Annotated in this window: 16 protein-coding genes; 3 read left to right on the top strand and 13 right to left on the bottom strand. The window is 36.8% G+C overall.

Annotation, left to right across the window (positions count from 1 at the left end):
* Nucleotides 1-53: 53 nt before the first annotated feature.
* The 11 genes from O0931_RS14745 to O0931_RS14695 all read right to left on the bottom strand — a co-directional run bounded on the left by O0931_RS14745 (nucleotide 54) and on the right by O0931_RS14695 (nucleotide 9,439).
* Nucleotides 54-731 carry a response regulator transcription factor gene (locus tag O0931_RS14745; protein ID WP_269416351.1) on the bottom strand — a complete coding sequence of 226 codons (678 nt, stop codon included), beginning with the start codon at nucleotides 729-731 and terminating at the stop codon, nucleotides 54-56.
* Nucleotides 732-881: 150 nt separating this feature from the next.
* Nucleotides 882-2,102 carry an aspartate aminotransferase family protein gene (locus tag O0931_RS14740; protein ID WP_269416350.1) on the bottom strand — a complete coding sequence of 407 codons (1,221 nt, stop codon included), beginning with the start codon at nucleotides 2,100-2,102 and terminating at the stop codon, nucleotides 882-884.
* A 69-nt stretch (nucleotides 2,103-2,171) separates the two neighbouring features.
* Nucleotides 2,172-2,606 carry a hypothetical protein gene (locus tag O0931_RS14735; RefSeq protein ID WP_269416349.1) on the bottom strand — a complete coding sequence of 145 codons (435 nt, stop codon included), beginning with the start codon at nucleotides 2,604-2,606 and terminating at the stop codon, nucleotides 2,172-2,174.
* A gap of 13 nt (nucleotides 2,607-2,619) precedes the next feature.
* Nucleotides 2,620-3,276, bottom strand: coding sequence for a hypothetical protein (locus O0931_RS14730; protein WP_269416348.1), 657 nt, complete (start codon nucleotides 3,274-3,276; stop codon nucleotides 2,620-2,622).
* Between the two features lie 33 nt (nucleotides 3,277-3,309).
* Complete coding sequence (locus O0931_RS14725) at nucleotides 3,310-3,870, bottom strand: RNA polymerase sigma factor (RefSeq protein WP_056870119.1); 561 nt, start codon at nucleotides 3,868-3,870, stop codon at nucleotides 3,310-3,312.
* 87 nt (nucleotides 3,871-3,957) lie between these two features.
* On the bottom strand, nucleotides 3,958-4,914 hold the full coding sequence (locus tag O0931_RS14720; RefSeq protein WP_269416347.1) for a transketolase family protein: 957 nt from the start codon (nucleotides 4,912-4,914) through the stop codon (nucleotides 3,958-3,960).
* A 129-nt stretch (nucleotides 4,915-5,043) separates the two neighbouring features.
* Nucleotides 5,044-5,889 carry a transketolase gene (locus tag O0931_RS14715; RefSeq protein ID WP_269416346.1) on the bottom strand — a complete coding sequence of 282 codons (846 nt, stop codon included), beginning with the start codon at nucleotides 5,887-5,889 and terminating at the stop codon, nucleotides 5,044-5,046.
* 56 nt (nucleotides 5,890-5,945) lie between these two features.
* Nucleotides 5,946-6,410, bottom strand: a complete 465-nt coding sequence (gene bcp, locus O0931_RS14710; protein WP_269416345.1) for a thioredoxin-dependent thiol peroxidase — start codon at nucleotides 6,408-6,410, stop codon at nucleotides 5,946-5,948.
* Nucleotides 6,411-6,564: 154 nt separating this feature from the next.
* Nucleotides 6,565-8,298 carry a M23 family metallopeptidase gene (locus O0931_RS14705; RefSeq protein ID WP_269416344.1) on the bottom strand — a complete coding sequence of 578 codons (1,734 nt, stop codon included), beginning with the start codon at nucleotides 8,296-8,298 and terminating at the stop codon, nucleotides 6,565-6,567.
* 5 nt (nucleotides 8,299-8,303) lie between these two features.
* Nucleotides 8,304-8,915 (bottom strand): fumarylacetoacetate hydrolase family protein, encoded by a 612-nt coding sequence (locus O0931_RS14700; protein ID WP_269416343.1) that lies wholly within the window; start codon nucleotides 8,913-8,915, stop codon nucleotides 8,304-8,306.
* A 74-nt stretch (nucleotides 8,916-8,989) separates the two neighbouring features.
* Nucleotides 8,990-9,439 carry a T9SS type A sorting domain-containing protein gene (locus O0931_RS14695; RefSeq protein WP_269416342.1) on the bottom strand — a complete coding sequence of 150 codons (450 nt, stop codon included), beginning with the start codon at nucleotides 9,437-9,439 and terminating at the stop codon, nucleotides 8,990-8,992.
* A gap of 261 nt (nucleotides 9,440-9,700) precedes the next feature.
* On the opposite strand from O0931_RS14695, the gene O0931_RS14690 reads away from it, so the two are divergent.
* Together O0931_RS14690 and O0931_RS14685 are read left to right on the top strand one after the other, a co-directional pair.
* Nucleotides 9,701-11,659, top strand: a complete 1,959-nt coding sequence (locus O0931_RS14690; RefSeq protein ID WP_269416341.1) for a KUP/HAK/KT family potassium transporter — start codon at nucleotides 9,701-9,703, stop codon at nucleotides 11,657-11,659.
* 3 nt (nucleotides 11,660-11,662) lie between these two features.
* Nucleotides 11,663-11,818 (top strand): hypothetical protein, encoded by a 156-nt coding sequence (locus O0931_RS14685; protein WP_269416340.1) that lies wholly within the window; start codon nucleotides 11,663-11,665, stop codon nucleotides 11,816-11,818.
* 90 nt (nucleotides 11,819-11,908) lie between these two features.
* On the opposite strand, the gene O0931_RS14680 is transcribed toward O0931_RS14685, so the two are convergent.
* Nucleotides 11,909-13,858: an amino acid permease gene (locus tag O0931_RS14680; RefSeq protein ID WP_269416339.1), complete on the bottom strand. Its 1,950-nt coding sequence runs from the start codon at nucleotides 13,856-13,858 to the stop codon at nucleotides 11,909-11,911.
* A gap of 265 nt (nucleotides 13,859-14,123) precedes the next feature.
* Here O0931_RS14680 and O0931_RS14675 point away from each other — a divergent pair, with 265 nt between their 5' ends.
* Nucleotides 14,124-15,347, top strand: a complete 1,224-nt coding sequence (locus O0931_RS14675; protein WP_269416338.1) for an MFS transporter — start codon at nucleotides 14,124-14,126, stop codon at nucleotides 15,345-15,347.
* Nucleotides 15,348-15,403: 56 nt separating this feature from the next.
* Here O0931_RS14675 and O0931_RS14670 read toward each other — a convergent pair whose 3' ends face one another.
* Nucleotides 15,404-17,842, bottom strand: coding sequence for a TonB-dependent receptor (locus tag O0931_RS14670; protein ID WP_269416337.1), 2,439 nt, complete (start codon nucleotides 17,840-17,842; stop codon nucleotides 15,404-15,406).
* Nucleotides 17,843-17,877 lie beyond the last annotated feature (35 nt).

Genomic DNA, 17,877 nt, shown 5'->3' with positions numbered 1-17,877 from the left:
AAAATGGATGATGGGGTCTTAACTTAAGTTTTTCATTTTAACCTTTCAGCTTTCTAACAATTTATCCGGTAGCCAATGCTTCTCACGGTTTCAAACCAATCTGTCGGATTCACCGCTGCCAATTTTTTACGAAGGTTTTTTACATGGACATCAACAAAGTTAGAATCCGAATTTACCTCCAGGATGTCTCCCCAGACGTGTTCAGTTAAACTCATTCTCGAAACTACCCGGTTTTTGTTCAAAACCAGGTAATTAAAAATTTCAAATTCCTTTTTGGTCAGGTTAAGGCGTTCGTCGGCAAACGATACGGTTCTGTTTTGAATATTAAGCAAAAAGCCATGAATATTAACCTCATTTTTTTCGAGTTTATGTTTTCGGCGAATAATTGCATGCATCCGGGCTAAAAGTTCATTTAACGAAAAAGGTTTCGGCAGGTAATCATCTGCGCCTTCGTCTAAGCCTTTAATTCGATCATCTACGGCACTTCTGGCTGTTAAGATTATAACCGCATCATCCCTGTCTTTAAAGGATTTAAGTTGCTTTAAAACTTCAAAACCATCACCATCAGGCAATCCTAAATCTAATAAAACGAAATCGTAACTGTTGACAAAAATTTTTTCTTCTGCTGATGCTTTTTTCCAGGCATGCTCGATTATGAATCCCTCGTTGCTCAGGAATTCATCCATCTCAAGGGCCAGGCTTTTCTCGTCTTCAACTATTAAAACGTTCATTTTAGTATCGGTATTTAGGGGTTAAGTATCGAGTATTAAGTATCAAGTATTAAGTATCGAGTATCAAGTATTTAGTATCAGGTATCAAGATTGGATGCAAAGCAAATTTTTCTAATTCTATCCACTTAATTTTGGTCTCCAAGCTTATCTTTACGCTACAGTTTTTTTGCTTTGGTCTTTCTTCTCCACAACTAAGTTAATATTTTTTAAGATGATGGCGCAAGCATCTTCTATTTCTGTTTTGGTAATTATTAAAGGGGGGGCAATACGCATCGAATTGCTGCAATGTAAAAACCAATCAGATAATACACCGTCTAAAATACAGGCATCAATGATTTTTTTATTGATTTCGAAGTTTTCAAACGCTACGGCCAGCATTAATCCTTTACCTCTTATTTCTTTAATAGCCGGGTGAATAAGTAATTGTTTAAAAAGCTGACCTTTTTCTTCAACTTCATCTACAATTTTATCATCTATTAAGGTTCTCAAAGTAGCCAAACCCGCTGCACAACAAACCGGGTGACCACCAAAGGTTGTCATGTGACCAAGAATAGGTGTATGAGAGAGCACCGACATAATCTGTAATGAGCTGATAAAGGCGCCAATCGGCATTCCGCCACCAATGCCTTTTGCTAAAAGTAAAACATCAGGGGTAATGTTGTAATGTTCAAAGGCGAACATTTTGCCGCTTCGGCCAAAACCTGATTGTATTTCATCAAAGATAAGCAGTGTTTTTGTTTCATCGCACTTTGCCCGTAATGCTTGCATGTAAGCCACATCAGCAACTCTAATCCCGGCTTCACCCTGGATGGGTTCTATAAAAACAGCAGCAATATCAGTTGTAATTTTTTTTAAATCGGCGATATTATTATGCTCAATAAAACTAACATTAGGTAAAAATGGTCCGTACCCCGAAGAATAGAAATCGCTTTCCATTAAACTTTCTGCACCATGAGTGCTGCCATGGTAAGCGTTTTTACAGGCAATGAAGCCTTGTCTTCCTGTATAGCGTTTTGCCAGCTTCATTGCCCCTTCAACAGCTTCCGTACCCGAATTGAGGAAATACGTACAACTTAAACTTTCAGGTAAAATATCGGCCAAAGCTTTGGCAAAATTTACTTGCGGTGCCTGTATGTATTCGCCATACACCATTAAGTGCATGTAAGTTTCGGCCTGTTGCTGAATGGCTTTAACAACTGCCGGGTGGCAATGGCCCACATTACTTACACCAATACCGGCAATAAGATCTAAATGTTTTTTATCCGATGAATCATAAATATAAACTCCTTTCGCCCTTACAAATTCAAGCATTAAGGGTTCTGGAGAAGTTTGTGCATTGTGTTGCAGAAACAACTGACGTTGTGTTAACATACTGCAAAAATACGGAAATGAGCTAACTTAAATAAAAAAGTCTTACAGTTTTAACTGTAAGACCCTCATTTATTGTCTGTCTTTAAATCGATTCAGCAATTCTCGCTTAAATGCTTCCTGAGCCCGGTAGTACTTACCAATAATTTTAATTGGCAATACTGCTTTAAATTTATTGTAGTATTTCTTTTCGATGTTTAAGTCACGTTGCCTGAAGTCGAATTCGCTGGTGATTAAACTTTGAATTTGCGCATCAGTCAGATTATCAATTTCAGCTGTTTTTCTGAAAGAAATCATTTTTTGAAAGCGTTCTTTCCGTATGGCGTTCTGTTCTTCCTGCATATCATTATAAATTGGCCAGAAAACTTTTGCCTCATCAGGCGATAAATCCAGTTTCTTGGTAAAAAAAGCAATTTTTAATGATTCAATTTCTTCGCCTTTTGGCCTTTGTGCCCAAAGTATTGAAGGTAAAAGAAATAATAAAGCGGCGAAAAATAAATTCTTCATTTTCTAATTAATTTTATAATTCCTGAGCCAAATCACTCGATGAATAATTACTCAGGATGTAGTTTTCCACTTCTGTATCTGAGGCAGAAGCTGTATTTGTATTCGATGTACTTTGTGCTTCCAAATGATCGATAATTGTTGTTTCATCGATATCGTAAAGCATTTGGTCATTAGCTAAATCTGCAGTTTGCATCTGTGGAACACTCACTGCATCAGCCGATTGATTATTTTGATAAAAATATATTCCAAAAGATGCTATCAGTAAGAAACAAGCTGCACTTGCGTATTTAACAAAACTTCTCCGCCATAACGGGATAATTTTGGCTTCCTTTTTAGGGTCTTGTTCAGCTTCAATTTTACTTGTTATTCTGCTTTGTAAAGTTTCAAAATAATTTTCAGGTACTGCAAATTTGTTAGTTGGCTGAACCGATTGCTCGAAAGCGATTCTTGTTTCAATCATCTCGGTTAATTCCTCAAAATAATTTTCAGGAACCAGGAAAGAATTCGCGCTTGTTTTTTGCTTCAGGCTTTCTAAAAAAATATGGCTGAAAATAGCCTCATCACAATTGTCGAAATATCCGGCAGGGACGGAGAAGGGATTGCGGTTGCCCATTGCAGCAAGGGTAGGCGCATCTTTAATCCAATCGTTATTTTCTAAATTTTCATTCATCACAGATATATGATACAATTAAAGTGAAAAGGTTTAATAGTCTATTTCATCATTTGTAATAAAAGCTTCAATTTTTTTTGCTGCGATGTGAAATGATGCTTTTAAGGCACCTACAGAGGTTCCGAGCACTTCAGAAATTTCTTCATATTTCATATCATCAAAATATTTCATGTTGAAGATTATCCGTTGTTTTTCAGGCAGGGTGAGAATCGCTTTTTGCAATTTTAGCTCAAGCTTATCGCCGTTAAAATAGGAGGAAGCGACCAGGTTTTCTGCAAGCTCGGCAGAAACCTCATCCATTGGCGTATTATTGCGCTGTTTCTGCTTGTTTAGAAATGTAATTGATTCGTTTGTTGCGATACGATATATCCAGGTATAAAGCTGGGAATCAGAACGAAATTTATCCAGGTTTTTCCAGACCTTAACAAAAACTTCCTGAATCAAATCGTCGCAATCGTCATGGTTGAGTACCAACCGGCGAATGTGCCAGTAAATTTTTTGCTGGTACTTTTTTAACAACAAATTGAAAGCTTCATTTCGAGTGCGCTCTACAGCAAACATTGCAAGAATTTCTGAATCTTCAACTTGTTTCATTAAGGATTAATTTAATAATTGCCACAAAGGCACCAAGATCACCAAGATGTACTTTGTGTTCTCCGTGCCTTTACAGTTAGTTTAATGCTATTTCTTTCTGCCAATTACTTTTTGAACAGCTTCAACAATATTTACCGCATCCAAGCCATATTTAGACATTAACTGATCAGGTGTTCCGCTTTCACCGAAAGTATCATTTGTTGCTACAAATTCTTGTGGTGTCGGCAATTCTGTTGTCAACAAACGGGCAACACTTTCGCCTAAGCCGCCAAATTTATTATGCTCTTCGCAGGTAACAACACAACCGGTTTTTTTAACTGATTTTAAAATTGCATCGTCATCCAAAGGTTTAATCGTATGGATGTTGATGATTTCAGCATCGATGCCTAATTCAGCTAATTTTTCGCCAGCTTCAATTGCTTTCCAAACCATGTGGCCTGTTGCGATAATGGTAACGTCTGTACCTTCGTTAACCATCCAGGCTTTACCGATTTCGAATTTCTGATCAGGATCGGTAAATACAGGAATAACCGGTCGGCCAAAACGTAAATAAACCGGACCTTCGTACTCGGCAATTGCTAAAGTTGCTGCCTTTGTCTGGTTGTAATCGCACGGATTGATAACCACCATTCCCGGCAACATTTTCATTAAACCGATATCTTCTAAAATCTGGTGGGTTGCACCATCTTCGCCTAAAGTTAAACCGGCATGTGAAGCACAGATTTTGACATTTTTATTTGAATATGCTACAGATTGACGAATCTGATCATAAACACGTCCTGTAGAAAAGTTAGCAAAAGTACCGGTAAATGGAATTTTTCCGCCGATTGTCATACCTGCAGCTATACCGATCATATTTGCTTCTGCAATACCTACCTGTGTAAAACGCTCCGGAAAATCTTTAATAAAAGCATCCATCTTTAATGAACCAACTAAATCGGCACACAAAGCAACAACGTTTTCATTCTTTTTACCAGCTTCATGTAAACCGGCACCGAAACCTGAACGTGTATCTTTTTTCTCTGTATATGTGTATTTTTTCACGTTTTTATGTTTTTAAATTATCTGCGTTAAAGCTTGCTTCGCAGGTTTTCATAACCCCAAACCCCTCAAGGGGCTTATTTGTTAGTATAAAATTTAAGTTTTTTATCGCCCTTTAAGGGGCTGAAGGGTTTAGTAATCCCCTAAAGTTTCTGGTAATTGTGCTAACGCGGTGGCTAACTGTTCATCATTAGGCGCTGTTCCGTGCCATTTATGTGAACCCATCATATAATCTACACCGGCACCCATTTGAGTACTCATCAGGTTTAAAATTGGTTTACCTTTTCCGGTTAACGTTTTAGCATAGTGTAAACCTTCAACTATCGACTGCATATCGTTACCATCCGTGTTTATTACATGCCATCCGAAAGCTTCGAATTTTGCTTGTAAACTATCCAAAGAAAGCACTTTTTTAGTTGGCCCATCAATCTGCTGGCCATTATAATCCACACTGCAGATTAAGCGATCCAACTCATGGAACGGAGCAAACATTGCAGCTTCCCAGTTCTGGCCTTCCTGTAATTCACCATCACCGTGCAAGGTGAAAACATATGAATTGTCATTATTTAACCTTTTGGTAAGTGCTGCACCAATTGCAACCGACATACCCTGACCCAGTGAACCTGAAGCCACGCGAATGCCTGGCAAACCTTCGTGTGTGGTCGGGTGACCTTGTAATCTTGAATCTAACTTACGGAAAGTTGCTAATTCGCTTTTATTAAAAAAGCCTGCATGGGCTAGAGTGCTATACCAAACCGGGGAAATATGGCCATTGGAAAGGAAGAATAAATCTTCGCCAATGCCATCCATTTTGAAATCAGTATTGTAATTCAGAACTTCGAAATATAAAGCTGTAAAGAAATCGGCACAGCCTAATGAACCACCCGGGTGGCCTGATTGGCATCCGTGAACCATTCTTACAATATCCCGTCTTATCTGCGAAGCAATATCTTCTAATTCTTTAATTGTATGTTTCATTAAAATAAGAGTTGTTGTTATATAACAAAGGTAATATTTTACCTGCTATAACCTAATTAGTTATTGATTAAATCGAGTACTTGTTGTGTTGAGTTTTTGGTGTCAACTTTTTTAATGATATGCGAAATTTTGCCCTCACCATCAATGATGAAAGTTGTTCTGACGGTACCCATATATTTCTTCCCGTACATGTTTTTTTCCGCCCAGACACCATAATCATTAACGATTTTCTGATCGGTATCTGCCAGTAAAGTAAAAGGTAAATTATGTTTGGTTACGAATTTCTGATGAGACTTCTCATCATCAACGCTAACACCCAGAACCACAATTCCTTTGGCTTGTAAGCCTTGATAGTTATCTCTGAAATCGCAGGCTTCTGCTGTGCAACCCGGTGTATCGTCTTTCGGATAAAAATATAAAACGACAGTTTTTCCTTTATAATCATTTAAGGAAACTTCGGCTCCGTTTTGGTCTTTCGAGATGATTGCGGGAGCAACATCACCTTCTTTTAACTCTGCCATAATGATATTAATTGATTTTGTAATTTAAACAGTTTTCTCTATTAATGTGTTCATCTCTTTTTAAAATATGACAGTTTAAGGTTTTTACGGTTATGTAATGATTAGCGGTTTTTACACACAAATCTTAAATCGAATTACCCTTAAAATCCTGTTTCTATCGATAAAAAGTTACTGTATATTTTCTTGTGTTTTCTTTCATGTCAACCACTACCAATTCGAGCGTATGTTTACCGGTTGAGGTTCTTTCATCGAAACTATGCCAAAGCGTTGCTGTTTTAGTATCAAATTCCATCAAGACCCATTTTCCATCGATATAACCGTTAAAACTTTTCAGGCCTGAAAGATTATCACTTAATCTAAAAAAGATTTTCGATAGGCCCGCCATGTTTTTTCCTTCAGAAATATTAACCGGAGCAATTCTTGGCGCAATGGTATCAACAGATATATAAAAAATGCCAAAATTTTTCGGCGTTGCTTTAACATAACCGTTATCATAGTTTCCACCTTGTGATGAGCCGTTTGCGTTCACGATTAATGCTTTATTTCTCAGTTCTTCAGGTAAGTTATCAGCTTTTATCCATAAATCGAAGCCAACATGCAGCGGCGTATAACGATTATGAATCTGATGCATGGCCGAATAGGCATTCCCCTTTGGCTTTGGCAACTTTTTATAAGTGAAGTTTAAATCACTGTATAAAGTTCCTTTTTGAAAAACAACTTTTAAATCATCAGTGTTAAACTCGTTAACTTTGTTATAAGGATAAATAATACCCGACGGAATTACTGCTGCGGTAGTTGATGCAGAACCCGCATGAACTGAAAAAGAAAGTGTAGAAGCATTCCCCTTTGAATCAGTGATGATGTAGCGCAGCTGGTGAATTTCACCATCATTAAAGTTTATTCGTCCGCTGTTTACCAGGTTACTGTAAATGCTTAGCGGATTGCCTGGTTCTACAAAGCTTTTTTGGATACTTCTTTTCGTGTTTAAATAGGTCGGATAATCGATGTGAGCATTTATCGCCTTACTGTCTGCAAATGCAAAACGTTCGAGTGCAGCGGTGTAAACCATTTTCCCATCTAATTCCAATTGAATGGAATAAACACCATTTGTACCTGACAAGCCATTGTGCCTGTCGGTTGTTACCACGCCGAAACCAACTTCTCCGGTTAAACTTACAGGAGCTGAAGCTTTATAATTTCCGTTAGCACCACTTATCGCAATTGCCTGTTTTGGCGTAGATTCATTAAAAACCTTTCCATTTAAACGGTAGGCATATAAACTATAGATAACCGGCGGAATGTTATCGGGAATGTCGATTCCAAAGAATTGCGGATTTATCGTTTCTTCAGTTTTGCTATCCCTGATTTCGAAATGCAAGTGTGGGCCACCTGAACTTCCCCGATTTCCTGACCATGCAATTACCTCACCTTTGCGCACAGGTATTAAGTTTTCATTAGGGAATTCATCAATTTCAAAAGATTTCTTTTCGTATTCGAGGCTTTTTACGATAGCTGCAATTTTTGGGGCAAACCGCTGCAGGTGACCATAAACAGAAGTAAATCCATTTGGATGATTAATGTAAAGTGCCTGGCCGAAACCGCTGTTTTGAACACGCAGTCTTGAAATATAACCATCAGCAACTGCATAAACAGGATAACCTTCACGTTGGTTCGTTCTAAAATCAACCCCGGAATGAAAATGATTTCCCCTGATTTCGCCAAACGAGCCGGCAAGCGCAGGAGGTGTAATGTCTAATGGTTGTCTGAAATAAGTTAGCGGGTATTTATTCGCACTAAATATTTGTTGAGCATAAGTTGAAGTCGCGGAAAGCAAAAAACAAAAAATGGAAGCGTAATATTTTAAATTGGAACTGGATTTTTTTTGCATTCGGTTTATTTAACATCAAAATTTAACAGTTGTTTACCTTCTAACCAGGCTTCTAATTTATCCCCTCTATTCACTTTACCTACGCCCGCAGGTGTTCCGGTGAAAATTAAATCACCTTTTTTTAGCGTGATGTATTGGGAAACAAAGCTGATTATCTTCTCGAACGGGAACAACAAATCTTTAGTATGACCATTTTGTTTGGTTTCTCCATTCACTTTTAACTCGAAGCTTAAATTATACAGGTCTTCAAAATCAGTTTTTGGAAAGAACATACTAACGGGAGCCGAGTTATCGAAAGCTTTTGCCAGTTCCCAGGGCAAGCCCTTTTCTTTGTGTTTTGCCTGAATATCGCGGGCAGTAAAATCGATGCCCAAGCCAATTTCATCGTAATAATTTGATGCAAATTTCTCGGCAATATGTTTGCCTTCTTTACAGATTTTTAGCACAACTTCTAATTCATAATGTACATCATCAGAAAATTCAGGGTGATAGAAAGGTTTATTATCTTTTAATAAAGCTGTATCTGGTTTTAAAAAAATTACCGGTGTTGTTGGAACAGGGTTATTTAATTCTTTTGCATGTTCTGCATAATTGCGGCCAATGGCGATGATCTTCATTTTCTTTTAGATATGAATTTGAGGTGATGATTTGAAATTCTCAAATCAATTCAAAAATAGAAAAGAAAATGGTGTTATAAAACAGAGATTCGTTTTACCTGACTTTCCGCGCCCGCAACAACTCTTAAAAAGTAAATGCCGGCATTTAAGCGAGACGGGATGGCAAAAGTTTTGATTTGCTCACCGGAATTTAAACGTTCGTTCGCTAGGGTAACGACTTCGTTGCCCAACAAATCAATTATCTTAATAGTTGTTTGAGTTCCGTCTTTCCCTATTGATAAAATGATGTTTAACTGATCTTCAACAGGGTTAGGATAAATTTTAACAATGGTGAGCAACTTATCTTTTGCGGCTACAATTGTATTTTTAGTGGTTGCCGAATAACTGTTAAACATACTTCCACCGTTAATCGACATATACAGCGGTCTGTATGGTTGTATATTTGCTTTAATCTCAGGAATTCTGCTTGGTTTTTTAGCTCTTGTTTTAAGGCTAATGTGAATACTATCAGTTTGTTGAGCCAAAGAGTTTATCGCGCATAACATCACCATGCATAAAATACAGGTTAGTTTTGAGATAAGCGTTATCTTTGGGTAGAGTTTCATCAAATTTGTATAGCAAATATATTAATTTAAAACAAAGAAATTAAACATTTTGTTTAAATGCCATATTTTAACACAATTTAACAATAAATTTTAAATTTCATAGTGTTAAAAATACACAATAAATTGGTTGTTAAATTGTTATAGTTAGTTTACTTTTGCCGCACTAAAAAATATAAAGAAGTGTCAAATCATAAAAATGTAAATGCGCTAACTGCCGGTGGGGTTCTCATTAGTTTAGGAATTGTTTTCGGAGATATTGGTACTTCACCTTTATATACGTTAAATGCGATTTTTACCACAATACTTGGTGGTAAGCAGGATATAAATCCCACAAATGTTTTAGGCGTACTATCTTGTATTATCTGGACGTTAACGCTCCAAACAACAATCAAATATGTTATTATTACCCTAAGAGCAGATAACAAGGGTGAAGGTGGTATATTTTCACTTTTTTCTTTAGTTCGTAAGAAGGCAAAATGGCTTGTTGTCCCGGCGGTTGTTGGTGGTTGTGCCTTACTGGCTGATGGTATCATTACACCCAGTATTACGGTAACTTCCGCTATTGAAGGATTAACAAATAAATTTGAAGTTCCCGTTATACCAATCGTTTTAACCATTTTAACCATCCTTTTTATCATTCAGCAATTCGGCACAAATTTAGTCGGCAAACTTTTTGGGCCGGTTATGTTTGTTTGGTTTGCGGTTTTGGGTGTTTTAGGATTATCATTTATTGTTAAAGATTTCAGTATTTTAAAATCGTTCAATCCATATTATGCAATTCACCTGCTTGTAACCAATAAACTGGCATTTTTGATTCTGGGGGGCGTGTTTTTATGTACTACAGGAGCAGAAGCGTTATATTCAGATTTAGGTCACTGCGGAAGAAACAACATCCGGATCAGCTGGATTTTTGTTAAGCTTACTTTAATATTGAATTACTTAGGTCAGGGTGTCTGGATTTTAAAAAATAGCGGAAGTTACGTTCCTGGTGCTAAGATGAACCCTTTTTTCCAAATCGTGCCTGATCAGTTTCAGGTTCCGATGGTTATTTTGGCAACAATGGCTGCGGTTATTGCCAGTCAGGCATTAATCAGTGGATCTTTTACGCTTATTGCTGAGGCTGTTCGTTTAAATCTTTGGCCAAAAATCAGAATCGTTTATCCTTCGGTTTCTAAAGGACAACTGTATGTTCCTTCGATAAACTGGATGCTTTGGATTGGCTGCTGCGGAATCGTTTTGCTTTTTCAAAAAGCAGAAAAAATGGATGCTGCATATGGTTTATCCATAACCATTGCCATGTTAATGACAACTATTCTGGTTAGCTTTTACCTGCGCAGTAAGCGATTCCCGAGGTATTTAATTGCTACTTTCTTTTTTACCTATGTTATCATAGAAGGTACTTTCCTGATTAGTAATTTAACTAAATTTTTGCACGGCGGTTGGGTTACTGTATTAATCGGTTCACTTCTGTTTACTATTATGTGGAGCTGGTTTGTGGCCAGAAAAATTAAAAATCGTTTTGTGAAATATGTTGAAATTGAGGATTACTACCAAATTTTAACAGAATTAAGCAATGATGAATCGGTGCCAAAGTATTCTTCTCAACTGGTGTATTTAACCAGTGCGAATTTCAAAACGGAGATTGAGTCGAAAATTATTTATTCTATTATCCAAAAAGAACCAAAACGTGCAGATGTGTATTGGTTGGTTCACGTTGACGTAATGGACGAACCCTATACACTTGATTATAAAGTAGAGTTCTTAATCCCCGGAAAACTTATCCGTATCGATTTCAGACTAGGTTTCAGGATTGAGCAAAGGGTAAATTTACTTTATCGTAAAGTTGTTGAAGAGCTCGTTAAGAACGGCGAAATCGATATTACCAGTCAGTATACTTCCTTAAATAAACATAAAATCGCGGGCGATTTCAGGTTTGTTATTTTGGAAAAACACTTGTCTAAGTTTACTAAGCTAAGTTTTTATGAGCGTCAGATAATGGATTATTATTTTATCCTTAAAAGACTGAGTTTATCTGAAGAACGAAGTTTTGGTTTGGATAGCAGCTATGTGGATGTAGAAAAAGTTCCATTAATTTTCGTTACGCCAGACGATATCGAGTTACACAGATTGCCGGTATAATCGATGAGAAAACTTCTTTTGATACTGGCGATTTGCCTTTTTCTTATTGGTCCGGCTGCTAAAGTGCTGCACTGGCCTAATGAAGATAAATATATGATTGCTTCATTTGCAGGACTGATTCTGATAACTGTTATGGCCTTTGTAAAGAAAAAGGATTAGTCAAGATATTCTAAAACTAAAATCCCTCATTCGAATAAAGAAAGAGGCATTGTTATTTATCTATCGGTTGGTGTCTCACCGACCGAAAAATTATACTTGCTGCTGTCCTAATTTACTATGCTTAAAACCATAAGCAAAGTAAACAACCAAGCCTATAACCAACCAGATACTAAATCCAATCCAGTTTGATATGCCTAATTCACACATCATGTAAAGACAGCTGATTAAACCCAAAACCGGAATCAGAGATAAATTTTTAGTGATACTGAAATAGGTAATAAACACGCAAATAATCAGGAAAATCCACATTGGTATTTTGTGTTTGAATAAGCCCCAGCCACTTTCATATTTCTTTTCTACAGGAATTTGCGAAGAAGAAATAAACTGTTCGTATTTGTCGGCGGGCAGATTACTTAAATAAGATTCTGCATCAACTTTTTCTGTCAGAATAATTTGCGGTGCTGCATTTTTAACAATTTCCTGTTTAACTATTTTTAGTTCATCGCCATTTAATGAAGTTACAAAAGTTACTGTTTCTATTGTTTTTGGCGTATTAAAAATAAAGGCCTTTGTTTCTTTATTATAGTTTGTAAAGGCAAAAACAATTGCTGCGATGAAAACGAGCGGAATGATGTATTTACTGTTTACATAAGGAATTTTAAATTTTCCACGCTGTACATCAGGCCTGTTTTGTAAAACCAAAACACCTGCACAAACCAATACGAAGGCAAATAAAGTACCTATTGAACATAAGTCGGTTACAATGGTTAAATTCATAAACAAAGAGGGAACCGCCACAACAAAACCTACAACAATGGTTGCGAAAGATGGCGTTTTATATTTCGGGTGAATTTTAGAAAACGATTTCGGTAGCAACCCATCGCGGCTCATGCTCATCCAGATACGTGGCTGCCCCATCTGGAAAACCAAAAGTACGCTGGCCATTGCAAATACCGCGCTGACAGCGATAATGCCGCTCATCAATTTTAAATCAATCTGGTCGAAAACAAATGCCAGAGGATCGCCAACGGCAAGTGTATCTGATTTCACAATCCCTGTTAAAACCAGGGCGATTGCAACATATAAAATTGTACAAATAATAATTGCCCACATCATCCCACGGGGTAAATCGCGTTGCGGGTTTTTACATTCTTCGGCAGTGGTAGAAATGGCATCAAAACCAATGTATGCAAAAAACACTGCTGAAACACCTTTTAAAACACCTGAAACACCGTTAGGCGCAAAAGGATTCCAGTTTTTTGTATCAATATAAAATATTCCGACTGACAAAACCAAAAGGATTACAGCCAGTTTAACAACTACCATTGCGTTACTTGCGTTTCGGCTTTCTTTCATGCCACGGTAAACCAAAGCCGTAATAAAAATGATTATGCCCAAAGCAGGTAAATCTGCAACCAGGTGAAAACTTCCGATTTGCGGTGCGGTTAACCATGCATTGTTCGCTACCGCAGTTGCAGCATCAAGTCCACCGATGTTTTTGCCGGCAGCTAAAAGTGCTTCGGCATGTTTATGTCCGTTAAAAGCTGTCAGGTAATCCATTGTAGCCCAATCAGGAATGTTAATTCCATCGATACCTAAAGCCGGTATTCGAATAGAGGACAGCAGACCCGTAAAGTAATCAGACCATGAAATCGCGACGGTGATGTTCCCGATGGCATACTCCATAATCAGCGACCAGCCGATAATCCAAGCAACTAATTCGCCAAAAGCAACATAAGAATAAGTATAAGCGCTACCAGAAACCGGTACCATAGAGGCAAATTCTGCATAAGCAAAAGCAGCAAAGCTACAGGCAATGGCTGTGAAAATAAATAGGAAAATTACAGCCGGACCGCCATCTGCACTGGCTTTTCCAATGGTACTGAAAATACCCGCACCGATGATTGCTGCGATACCGAATGCGGTTAAATCACGGACACCAAGTGTTTTATGTAAAGAACTTTCATGGTCGCCATAGCCTTTTGCCGCATCTTGTAGTATCTTGGAAATAGATTTCTTTCTGAATAGCTTTTCGAACATCTGTTTTGGTTTGTTGTATTCTTCAAACTTAAAAAAATATCAGTTAAAAACGCTTAAAGCAGGATATAAATTTCATAGCGCCACGGTTTTAAAGGCAAATAAAGTAGATTGACTTAAATTTCAAATATAAATCTGAACTGAACGTAAAATACTGTCATGATTGTAATCTGGTTGTGTTTATTTAACAAATGACGTATCTACTATAGGGTAAAATGCTACTTTTGCCGCTCATAATAAATCGGCTTGGTACCTATTTTTAATTCAAATGACATCTTCTTCCATACAACAATCATACATCAAAGAAAAAAATAAAGGCCTTGCAACTATTTTGGCATTTGCATTGATTCCGCTTTCCGGTTTTGCTACCGATATCTATATTCCTTCTTTACCAACTATGGCCGGGGAAATGAATATCAGCAGTGTTCAGGTTCAGCTTACCTTAAGCATTTTTCTAATCAGCTATGGTATAGCACAATTATTTGTTGGTAGCTTGCTGGATAGTTTCGGCCGATACAAAATCTGTTTATATAGTTTATTGGTATTTGCTGTGGCCAGCATTGTGATTGCCGTTACTCATAATATATATCTGATTTATTTAATGAGAGTTATCCATGGCCTGTCAGTAGGGGCAATTGTCGTGGCAAAACGAGCCTACTTTGTGGATTTATTTACGGGCGATAAACTTAAACATTACCTCAGTTTATTTTCTATTATCTGGTCTACAGGGCCGATTATTGCTCCTTTTGTTGGCGGCTATTTACAAACTGTTTTCGGATGGGAATCTAACTTTTATTTTCTTGCAGGTTTTGCGGCGGTTTTTGCTGTGCTAGAGTTTTTACTTAGCGGAGAAACGCTAAAACATTTTACCGATTTTCAATTGAAGAAAATAATCAATATTTATATCGACATGATTAAAACCACAAATTTTACTTTGGGTATCGTGATGTTGGGTTTGGCATACTGCATGGTAATGGTTTACAATATGACAGGACCATTCATTATCGAACATGGCTTGAAATATTCACCGGTAATTGCCGGTTACTGCTCATTGGTTTTAGGCTTCGCCTGGATGGTTGGCGGCTTTATTGGTAAAGCAACCATCAACAAGCCATTTTTTAGCCGATTGCTGATTAACGCATTGCTGCAAGTCGTTTTCGTTGTTTTAATGATGGTTAGCCTGAATTTTGTATCTAATTTATATTCATTAGTATGCTTTGCCTTTATTATTCACATCGGAGCTGGCTATACATTTAATAATTACTTCACTTTTTGTTTGAGTAAATTCCCAAAAAATGCAGGTATCGCCGGAGGATTAACCGGAGGGATTACCTATGTGATTGTTTCCTTTTTAAGTTATGGTGTTGTGAATTTGTTTCCGGCAAAAGATGAAAGAAATTTGAGTTTTAGCTACCTGGTTATGATTATTCTTTCCGTATTTGTAATGTTTTTGATTATGAAAACGAGGAAAAAAGATGAGGAAGGTGCTTAACATTTTTTAAGTGTTAGGCTCTGCGTTAATCAGCGAGGTTTTCGGAAACTGAACTGTCATTTATTCTCCTGTTTTATCCTGCCTTCTTCATCGGTAACGCTCGTTTTTCGATCTCTTGTGGCTTTAACCGTATTGCTGCCGAAACTGTAATTTAGGCTAACCCTGAAAATCTGGCTTTCTTGTTTTTGACTAAGGCTATAATTTAATGTTGATAGGGCACTGCCTATCCTCGCTTTTCTACTATTTAGAATGTCGTTTATCGCAAATTTTAAATTCAGTCTTTTATCAATAAATGATTTTTTTAAGCCAAAATCAATTCCGTAATAGGGTTTGATGGCGTAAGTTCCGTAAATTTGGGCAGACACAAATTCTCCTGAAAGTTCTGCAGTTGTTGATGGCGAAATAGCAAAGTTATGACTGCTGTTCAATGTAAAATTTACTTTTTTTCTATCGTAATCTACTCCGCCTAAATTCGCCGATTTTATTTGATTATATGTACTGGTAATGGTATTATCCATGCTCCAGTATTTGGTTATGTTTGTTGGGTAACCAACCGTTAAATCGTAAGAGAACTGTTTATCTAAATTCTGAACCGTTTGAAATAAGGTCTTTTTAACATCATCAGGAAGTAGCACGTCAATAATCAGGTTATTAGTAATGCTGTAACCTAATGAAATATTAAGTGCATCTTTATAATTGTAAGAAAATGTAAAAGCGTTGGTGTATTGTGGATTTAGAAATGGATTTCCCTGGCTAAAAGTATACAAATCGACAAAATAAACAAATGGATTTAGCGATTTATAATCCGGCCGGTCTATTCGCCTGCTGTAAGAAAAACCTAATTGATTATTTTCTGATAACGTTTGATTAACAGAAAAACTCGGGAAAAAGTCGAAGTAACTTCTTTCAACAACTTTTTGCTCGCTAACAGAATTTCCCTTTGAGTTGGTTTGTTCAGTTCTCAATCCAACTTCAACACTTGTTGATTTAAAATCGTGTTTAAAATTTACGTAAGCTGCATTTATATTCTCATCGTATACGAAACGATTGCTTCTTGTTACATCATTTCGCCACTGCGAAGCGACCAGATTTTCGAATCTGAAATCATTATCGGTACTTACCCAGCTGCTTTTCAGGCCAAAATCAAACTTAGTTTTAGGATTTAGCGGTAGCGAATAATCAATCTTCACAGCCTTTATTTTTATAACTGATGGCGTTAAATTTCTGAAAGTTAAAGGAGATTTATATTGATAACCATTCGCATCAGAAAAATAGTTGTTATAAACTGTGTATTCTTCACTGCGGTATTTTGCGTAATCCAAATCAACGGAAAATTCCTGACCAAGTGTGTCAATAACCGATTTGTAATTAAGGTTATAAGCTTGATTTCGATATTTATTTGTTGATGGATTATCTGCAACAATTGAAGAATCTATTTTGGTAAAACTTTTTCCTATATCCGTTATTCCATTCGAGCTGTCGTGGCCGTTATTGAAATATCCTGTAGTTAGAAAGCCAATTGTATTTTTTTCATTTAAGAAATAATCTAAGCCTAATTTATAATTATTGTTGTGGGAGGAACGAATTTGGGTATTGTATTGGTGAAAATAAGTATCAGAAAAGCCGTCATTTGTGATCCTGTTGATGTTTAAATCTTCCTGATATTTATTGTTGTTACTTGCGAAGTTCCCGAAAATGTTGAGGTTCTTATTTCTATGATTGAGTGAAATGCCCGCATCGCTTTTAGGGTTTTTTCCGTAGCCAAACCCCAAATCAACATTACCATTGGCGCCGAAAACTGAGTTTTTTTTCAGTTTGACGTTAATTATGCCAGCATTGCCTTCGGCATCATATTTCGCAGATGGATTGGTAATCAGTTCGATAGATTTAAGTTCGTTGCTGTTTATCGATTTTAGCCTGGTTGCAAGTTGTTCACTTGAAAGAAAAACAGATTTTCCATCGATTAAAATATTAACACCCGATTTTCCCTTGACGCTGATAATGCCATCCTGATTTACCGAAACGCCAGGCATTTTAGCCAGTACTTCGAGTGCGGTATTTCCCGTGGCAACTAAACTGTTCTCCACATTCATTACGGTTTTATCGCTGAATCTTTCGATTAATGGCTTTTTCCCCGAGATATTTATACTGCCTAAATCATTTGATTCAGCAATCAATTTAAAGGTCTTATCAATAAATAACTTATTTGGTGTAATCTCTATTTTTTCATTAATGGTTTTGGAACCAACAGCATTTATACTGAGGGAGAATTTGCCATAAGGTAAATTTTGAAAACTGAATTGGCCTTTATCATTTGTTGAAATGCTTTTGACAAACATCGTGTCGGCCAAATTCTTTAATACAATTGTACCTGAAAGGGGTTTTTCTTTTTCATCAATTAACAAACCTGAAATTTTACCATTTGTAATTTGAGCTTTCGCTTGTGATAAGAAAAAAATAAATAGGAATGAGAAAAACGTAGAGCTTTGTTTCATGTTAATTTGATAGACTGATGATTAGTATTTCCTTA

The organism is Pedobacter rhodius (genome assembly GCF_027213645.1).
Taxonomy (GTDB): Bacteria; Bacteroidota; Bacteroidia; order Sphingobacteriales; family Sphingobacteriaceae; genus Pedobacter; species Pedobacter rhodius.
Note: the sequence above shows the minus strand (reverse complement) of the source record. Positions and strands in the feature narration are given on the sequence as shown.

Coding starts and splice junctions, on each gene's coding strand:
- O0931_RS14745 (WP_269416351.1), bottom strand. CDS start 731: ATGAACGTTTTAATAGTTGAAGACGAGAAAAGCCTGGCCCTTGAGATG.
- O0931_RS14740 (WP_269416350.1), bottom strand. CDS start 2,102: ATGTTAACACAACGTCAGTTGTTTCTGCAACACAATGCACAAACTTCT.
- O0931_RS14735 (WP_269416349.1), bottom strand. CDS start 2,606: ATGAAGAATTTATTTTTCGCCGCTTTATTATTTCTTTTACCTTCAATA.
- O0931_RS14730 (WP_269416348.1), bottom strand. CDS start 3,276: ATGAATGAAAATTTAGAAAATAACGATTGGATTAAAGATGCGCCTACC.
- O0931_RS14725 (WP_056870119.1), bottom strand. CDS start 3,870: ATGAAACAAGTTGAAGATTCAGAAATTCTTGCAATGTTTGCTGTAGAG.
- O0931_RS14715 (WP_269416346.1), bottom strand. CDS start 5,889: ATGAAACATACAATTAAAGAATTAGAAGATATTGCTTCGCAGATAAGA.
- bcp (WP_269416345.1), bottom strand. CDS start 6,410: ATGGCAGAGTTAAAAGAAGGTGATGTTGCTCCCGCAATCATCTCGAAA.
- O0931_RS14705 (WP_269416344.1), bottom strand. CDS start 8,298: ATGCAAAAAAAATCCAGTTCCAATTTAAAATATTACGCTTCCATTTTT.
- O0931_RS14700 (WP_269416343.1), bottom strand. CDS start 8,915: ATGAAGATCATCGCCATTGGCCGCAATTATGCAGAACATGCAAAAGAA.
- O0931_RS14685 (WP_269416340.1), top strand. CDS start 11,663: ATGAGAAAACTTCTTTTGATACTGGCGATTTGCCTTTTTCTTATTGGT.
- O0931_RS14680 (WP_269416339.1), bottom strand. CDS start 13,858: ATGTTCGAAAAGCTATTCAGAAAGAAATCTATTTCCAAGATACTACAA.
- O0931_RS14675 (WP_269416338.1), top strand. CDS start 14,124: ATGACATCTTCTTCCATACAACAATCATACATCAAAGAAAAAAATAAA.
- O0931_RS14670 (WP_269416337.1), bottom strand. CDS start 17,842: ATGAAACAAAGCTCTACGTTTTTCTCATTCCTATTTATTTTTTTCTTA.